This window comes from Peribacillus sp. P4_C12 (genome assembly GCF_056402095.1).
Genome location: NZ_JBFUIB010000248.1, coordinates 1 through 5,527 on the forward strand (window position 1 = coordinate 1; position 5,527 = coordinate 5,527).

The 5,527-nt window shown below is 39.0% G+C and carries 6 protein-coding genes; 5 read left to right on the plus strand and 1 reads right to left on the minus strand.

Annotated features, from left to right (window positions below; all coding sequences use genetic code 11):
- The 5 genes from rpoD to AC1DUW_RS20205 all read left to right on the plus strand — a co-directional run.
- A partial coding sequence (rpoD, locus tag AC1DUW_RS20185; protein ID WP_477643295.1) for an RNA polymerase sigma factor RpoD occupies window positions 1-921 on the plus strand: 921 nt, incomplete at its 5' end.
- A 348-nt stretch (window positions 922-1,269) separates the two neighbouring features.
- Entirely contained in the window at window positions 1,270-1,905 is a 636-nt protein-coding gene (locus AC1DUW_RS20190) for a hypothetical protein (RefSeq protein WP_477643296.1), read from the plus strand.
- Window positions 1,906-1,976: 71 nt separating this feature from the next.
- Entirely contained in the window at window positions 1,977-2,342 is a 366-nt protein-coding gene (gene cccA, locus AC1DUW_RS20195; RefSeq protein WP_053346987.1) for a cytochrome c550, read from the plus strand.
- 222 nt (window positions 2,343-2,564) lie between these two features.
- Window positions 2,565-3,272 carry a tRNA (adenine(22)-N(1))-methyltransferase gene (locus AC1DUW_RS20200; RefSeq protein ID WP_053346986.1) on the plus strand — a complete coding sequence of 236 codons (708 nt, stop codon included), beginning with the start codon at window positions 2,565-2,567 and terminating at the stop codon, window positions 3,270-3,272.
- Window positions 3,269-4,387 carry a Nif3-like dinuclear metal center hexameric protein gene (locus tag AC1DUW_RS20205; protein ID WP_477643297.1) on the plus strand — a complete coding sequence of 373 codons (1,119 nt, stop codon included), beginning with the start codon at window positions 3,269-3,271 and terminating at the stop codon, window positions 4,385-4,387. The genes AC1DUW_RS20200 and AC1DUW_RS20205 overlap by 4 nt, the downstream gene beginning before the upstream one ends.
- 45 nt (window positions 4,388-4,432) lie before the next feature.
- Here AC1DUW_RS20205 and AC1DUW_RS20210 read toward each other — a convergent pair whose 3' ends face one another.
- A complete protein-coding gene (locus AC1DUW_RS20210; RefSeq protein WP_053346984.1) occupies window positions 4,433-5,377 on the minus strand; it encodes a 4-hydroxy-3-methylbut-2-enyl diphosphate reductase in 945 nt (314 codons plus the stop codon).
- Window positions 5,378-5,527 lie beyond the last annotated feature (150 nt).

Below are 5,527 nucleotides of genomic sequence, written 5' to 3' on the forward strand. Positions count from 1 at the left end.
GAGGAAGACGAAGATGAAGATGATCCCGATGAGAAGAAACTTGCAAAAGAAGAAGAGTTTGACTTAAATGATTTAAGTGTTCCTCCTGGCGTAAAGATTAACGACCCTGTCCGTATGTATTTAAAGGAAATTGGTCGCGTTGACCTTTTATCAGCCGAAGAGGAAATCTCTTTAGCGATGCGAATTGAAGAAGGAGATGAAGAAGCAAAACGCCGTTTAGCTGAAGCCAACCTGCGTCTAGTTGTCAGTATTGCTAAGCGTTATGTTGGACGCGGTATGCTCTTCCTTGACCTTATTCAAGAAGGTAATATGGGACTTATCAAAGCGGTAGAAAAATTTGATTATCGCAAGGGATACAAATTTAGTACGTATGCAACTTGGTGGATTCGCCAGGCCATTACTCGTGCCATTGCTGACCAGGCAAGAACGATTCGAATCCCGGTGCATATGGTTGAAACCATCAATAAATTAATTCGTGTTCAAAGGCAGCTTCTTCAGGATCTTGGACGTGAACCATCTCCAGAAGAAATTGCAGAGGATATGGATTTAACTCCGGAAAAAGTTCGTGAAATCTTGAAAATAGCTCAGGAGCCTGTTTCCTTGGAAACGCCAATCGGTGAAGAAGATGATTCCCACTTAGGTGACTTCATTGAAGATCAGGACGCGACTTCTCCATCTGAACATGCAGCATATGAACTATTGAAAGAACAGCTTGAAGACGTATTAGACACACTGACAGATCGTGAAGAAAATGTCTTGAGACTTCGCTTTGGACTTGATGACGGCCGTACACGGACGCTTGAAGAGGTAGGTAAAGTGTTTGGAGTTACCCGCGAGCGTATCCGTCAAATTGAAGCGAAAGCATTACGTAAGCTGAGACACCCAAGTCGCAGCAAACGCTTGAAAGACTTCTTAGAATAGAAATAAATATGCCCTTCACAAGAGCCACTCTTTGAATGCCAAGCGTTCGGGAGCGGCTTTTTTTACGTGATTAAATGTAAAAATATACATATAAGAACAATATTTATGTATTTATCTATATAATGGCGACGAGATTCAGTGCATTAAATATCTATTAATAGGAACATAGGTATCCACTGGTATCGTACGAACGTTCCCCTTAGTGCCGAGCAAAATGTTAAAATCAATCTTAAATGAATGTCTTTATTAGCCGATATAAAGAACAAACGGGCATGAGGATGTGTATTCATGGATGAGACGAGAAAGAAAATTATCATTCAAGAAATTAACTCCTGGAAGGAAAGTCATATGATTCCGGAGCAATATTGTAATTACTTACTTGCATTATACTGTCAAGGAGAATTCCCACCTGCTTATTCGAATAAAACCGGAAGCGATAAAAAAGACATTCTTTCAGGGCTGATAATAGGAGCCTTTTTTGTATTTATTGTATTTTTGAATTATTTTACTGAAATACCCATAAGAATGCAAATTGTTGTGACAACTATTTCTATCATCATCTTTGGGTTGTTAGTTCGCCGCTTTATTAACAAAAAGATTGTTTTTCAATTGACGTTAATAGGAATGGCATTATTAATGCTTTTATTTACAGTTAAATTGACTGAATTAATTGCCCCTGGCAAGGAAAGTATTCTTAATACTTGTTTGTTTATCCATTGCGGGCTCTGGATCTTAATAGGGAAAAAACTAAAGCTGCTCTATTTTTCCATATCGGGGTGTCTAGGGGTTATTATCACTCTTTACTTTTTATTAATATTATTAAAATGGACAATAAAGTGTTTTAATAGAAATTTTAGGGTATTATGGAATATATATATATATAAGAAAAAACTGTTTGGAAATATACATAAATTTTTGACAATTTTAAGAAATTATATAATATCTTCTATTTTTGGGCTTTTACTTGAAACTCTTTTCAAGTAAAATAATATATAGTTGTTTGTATATAATATTAAATATGGTAGGTTTAGGTTCTACATAGGGGAGGAAATACTATGAAAAATCCAGTAATGCCTTTTATTATTATCATGGTTTTTGGTATTGGACTTATGTTTTTACTTTCGTTTAAAGGTTTGGGTGATGCCAAAGATCTTGCTAAGGAAAAAGAAGGCGGCGCAAAGACAGAAGAAACAGAAAGTGCCTCRGCATCACCTGAAGACATCTATAAGCAGAACTGTATCTCTTGTCATGGTGATGCCTATCAGGGTGGTGTCGGTCCAGCTCTAAAAGGAGTTGGCGATCGTCTATCAGTAGACGAAGTTAAAAATGTAATTACTAATGGACGAGGTGCCATGCCACCAGGTTTAGTCGAAGAGCAAAACATTGATGCCATGGCCGAGTATATTCACGGACTGAAATAATTTATGAAAACTGATTCAAAAAATCGTTGGAAGGCGAGCTTTTTGAGTCAGTTTTTCTTTTCTTTCGCAAAACAAAGATTCCAATGATGGAAGTTGTCCTTTGTCTAGTGATTGAGAGAGAGCCATATTTCTCTCGTTCTGTAATTTTTCCATAGAACTTGTTATAATCGAATGGGAAACTAAACTATGTAAGACATTATTTGAGTTAAGAGAGTTGATAATATGAATCATGAAAAACTATCGATGAGATTAGAACGTGTTGCCATACATATACCAAAAGGAAGCATCCTTGCAGATATTGGTTCAGACCATGCGTACTTGCCTTGCTATGCAGTGAGTAATGGACTGTGTGACCAGGCTATAGCCGGGGAGGTTGTAGAAGGACCATATCAGTCAGCTCGCAAGCAAGTGGCTATAACAGGGCTTCAGGACAAGATTGAGGTCCGTAAAGGAAATGGACTTGAGGTGTTGAATCCTGATGAAGCTACATGCATTACGATTGCAGGCATGGGAGGGACATTAATTTCAAGTATATTGGAAAGTGGAAAAGAAAAACTGGGCAAGGCAGAGAGGCTTATCCTTCAGCCGAATGTTGGTGCAGCAAATGTTCGTAGCTGGCTAATCGATAACGGCTGGGCATTAACTGGAGAAGAAATCCTCGAGGAAGATGGAAAAATCTACGAAATCTTAATTGCTGAAAAGGGGGACCCGCTTCAACCTTATCATGTAAATAAGCAAATTGGCCTCATGTTTGGGCCGTTCTTGACAAAGCAATTCAGTGACACTTTCATAAAAAAATGGCAGTTTGAGAAAAGACATTTGGAAAGAATCATCGAACAATTGGATGAAAGCGGCCGAAGCGGCTTAGAATCGAAGCGTAATGAATTAGAAGCTCAAATTTCTGTAATTGAGGAGGTGCTTAAAGGGTGAAGACAGCAAATGGTTTTCAAATCATTGAGATGTTTGAACAGTTCTCTCCAAAGCAATATGCGATGGAGGGAGATCCAATCGGATTACATGTCGGACAATTGAATAAGCCGGTTACAAAAGTGATGATTGCCCTTGATGTGCTAGAAGAGGTTGTGGACGAAGCAATAGAATGTGGCGTGGAACTAATCATTGCCCATCATCCCCTTATTTACCGTCCATTAAAGAAAATAGATACAACCGTTGCTGGCGGACGTATCATAGAAAAGCTGATCAAGCATGATATTACTGTTTATGCTGCACATACTAATTTGGATGTTGCTAAGGGCGGGGTAAATGATTTACTTGCAGATGCTCTTCAATTACAGGATACAGAGGTACTTATTCCTACTCATGAAACAGCTCTAAAGAAATTGGTCGTATATGTGCCTAAGGCTGATGAACAAAAGATAAGAGAAGCCTTAGGTAAGGCGGGAGCAGGAGCAGTCGGAAATTACAGCTATTGTTCGTTTTCAGGTGAAGGTACTGGACGATTTTTACCAGGCGAAGGCAGTGAACCGGCAATTGGCTCACTAGGAAAGCTTGAAGCGGTTGCTGAAGTTCGGGTTGAAACGATATTCCCGGAAAATATCGAGAAGAAAGTGCTTTCTGCGATGATTAAAGCCCATCCGTATGAAGAAGTCGCTTATGATATTTATAAGCTGGAGAACAAAGGAGAATCACTTGGATTAGGTAAAATTGGTGTGCTTGCAGAAGAAATGTCACTTGAGCAATTTTCCGAACATGTGAAACAAACATTAGATGTTGATAAGGTACGTGTCGTCGGAGATTTGCATATTCCGATAAAAAAAGTAGCAGTTCTTGGAGGAGACGGTAATAAATACTTTACTACCGCGAAATTTAAGGGTGCTGATGTGTATGTTACAGGTGATATGTATTATCATACGGCCCATGACGCGATGATGATTGGTTTGAATATTGTAGACCCTGGCCACAATGTTGAAAAAGTGATGAAAAAAGGCGTTGCGCGAATCCTAAAAGAAATGTGTCACGAAAGAAACTTCGATGTAGAGTTCATTCCATCTGAGATAAATACCGACCCTTTTCGATTTATTTAAACATACGAAAAAAGGCAACCACTATGGCTGCCTTTTTTTGAAAATTTATTTCTTTACTTTAATTTTAGGTAAAATTTTATGCAATGGTGTTTTCTTTTCCGTATTCCAGGTCAATTCATTATTTGGGTCATATTGCTCTATGAATGCAATAACTTCTTTTGTAATCGGTGTTGGTGTAGAAGCACCAGAAGTAACAGCAACGGTTTCTGCATCTTTTAGCCACTCGAGGTTCAGCTCGGAAATGTCAGCAATGCGATAAGCGGTTGTGCTGGCAATTTCTTGGGATACTTGTGCAAGACGATTAGAATTGTTACTTTTCGGATCACCAACAACGATTAAAACATCGGCTTCTCCAGCTTGCTGTGCAACTGCTTCTTGACGTACCTGTGTGGCTAAACAGATTTCCTTATGGACTTCAGCGTGTGGAAACTTTTCTTTAACCTTATCCATGATATCCAATACGTCCCATTGACTCATGGTGGTTTGATTGGTCACAATAATCTTTTCACTGTTCAAAGTTAAGGCTTCAACATCTTCATCCTTTTGAACCAGGTGAACGACATCGGGGGCAACTCCAACAGCGCCCTCTGGTTCAGGGTGGCCTTTTTTGCCGATATAGATAATTTGATACCCTTCAGCTTCTTTTTCCCGTATTAAGTCATGTGTTGCGGTAACATCAGGGCAAGTAGCATCGAGTGTAACAAGCCCTTTTTTCTCAGCAATCTTCCGAATTTCAGGGGAAACACCGTGAGCAGTAAAGATAACGGTTCCGCTGTCCACTTGTTCGATGATCTCGTTACGGTTACTGCCATCTAACGTGATGATTCCTTCTTCTTCAAAAGCATCAGTTACATGTTTGTTATGAACAATCATACCTAAAATGTAAATAGGACGTGGCAAGGTTTTATCTAAAGCCGCATTTCGGGCGATGACCATGGCATCGACAACGCCATAACAATAGCCGCGCGGGGAAATTTTAATCACTTTCATCTATGTGTCCTCCTTCAAAGGCAAGAAACTCTCACTATTTATACCTTTCTATTATATAAGACCATAGATGATATTACAAAACATCCTATTTGCCTAAAATTAGCTTTTTAGAATTTTAAATATAAAGCTTAGGGCCAGAAGACCTTACCC

Coding starts and splice junctions, on each gene's coding strand:
- AC1DUW_RS20210 (WP_053346984.1), bottom strand. CDS start 5,377: ATGAAAGTGATTAAAATTTCCCCGCGCGGCTATTGTTATGGCGTTGTC.
- AC1DUW_RS20200 (WP_053346986.1), top strand. CDS start 2,565: ATGAATCATGAAAAACTATCGATGAGATTAGAACGTGTTGCCATACAT.
- AC1DUW_RS20190 (WP_477643296.1), top strand. CDS start 1,270: ATGATTCCGGAGCAATATTGTAATTACTTACTTGCATTATACTGTCAA.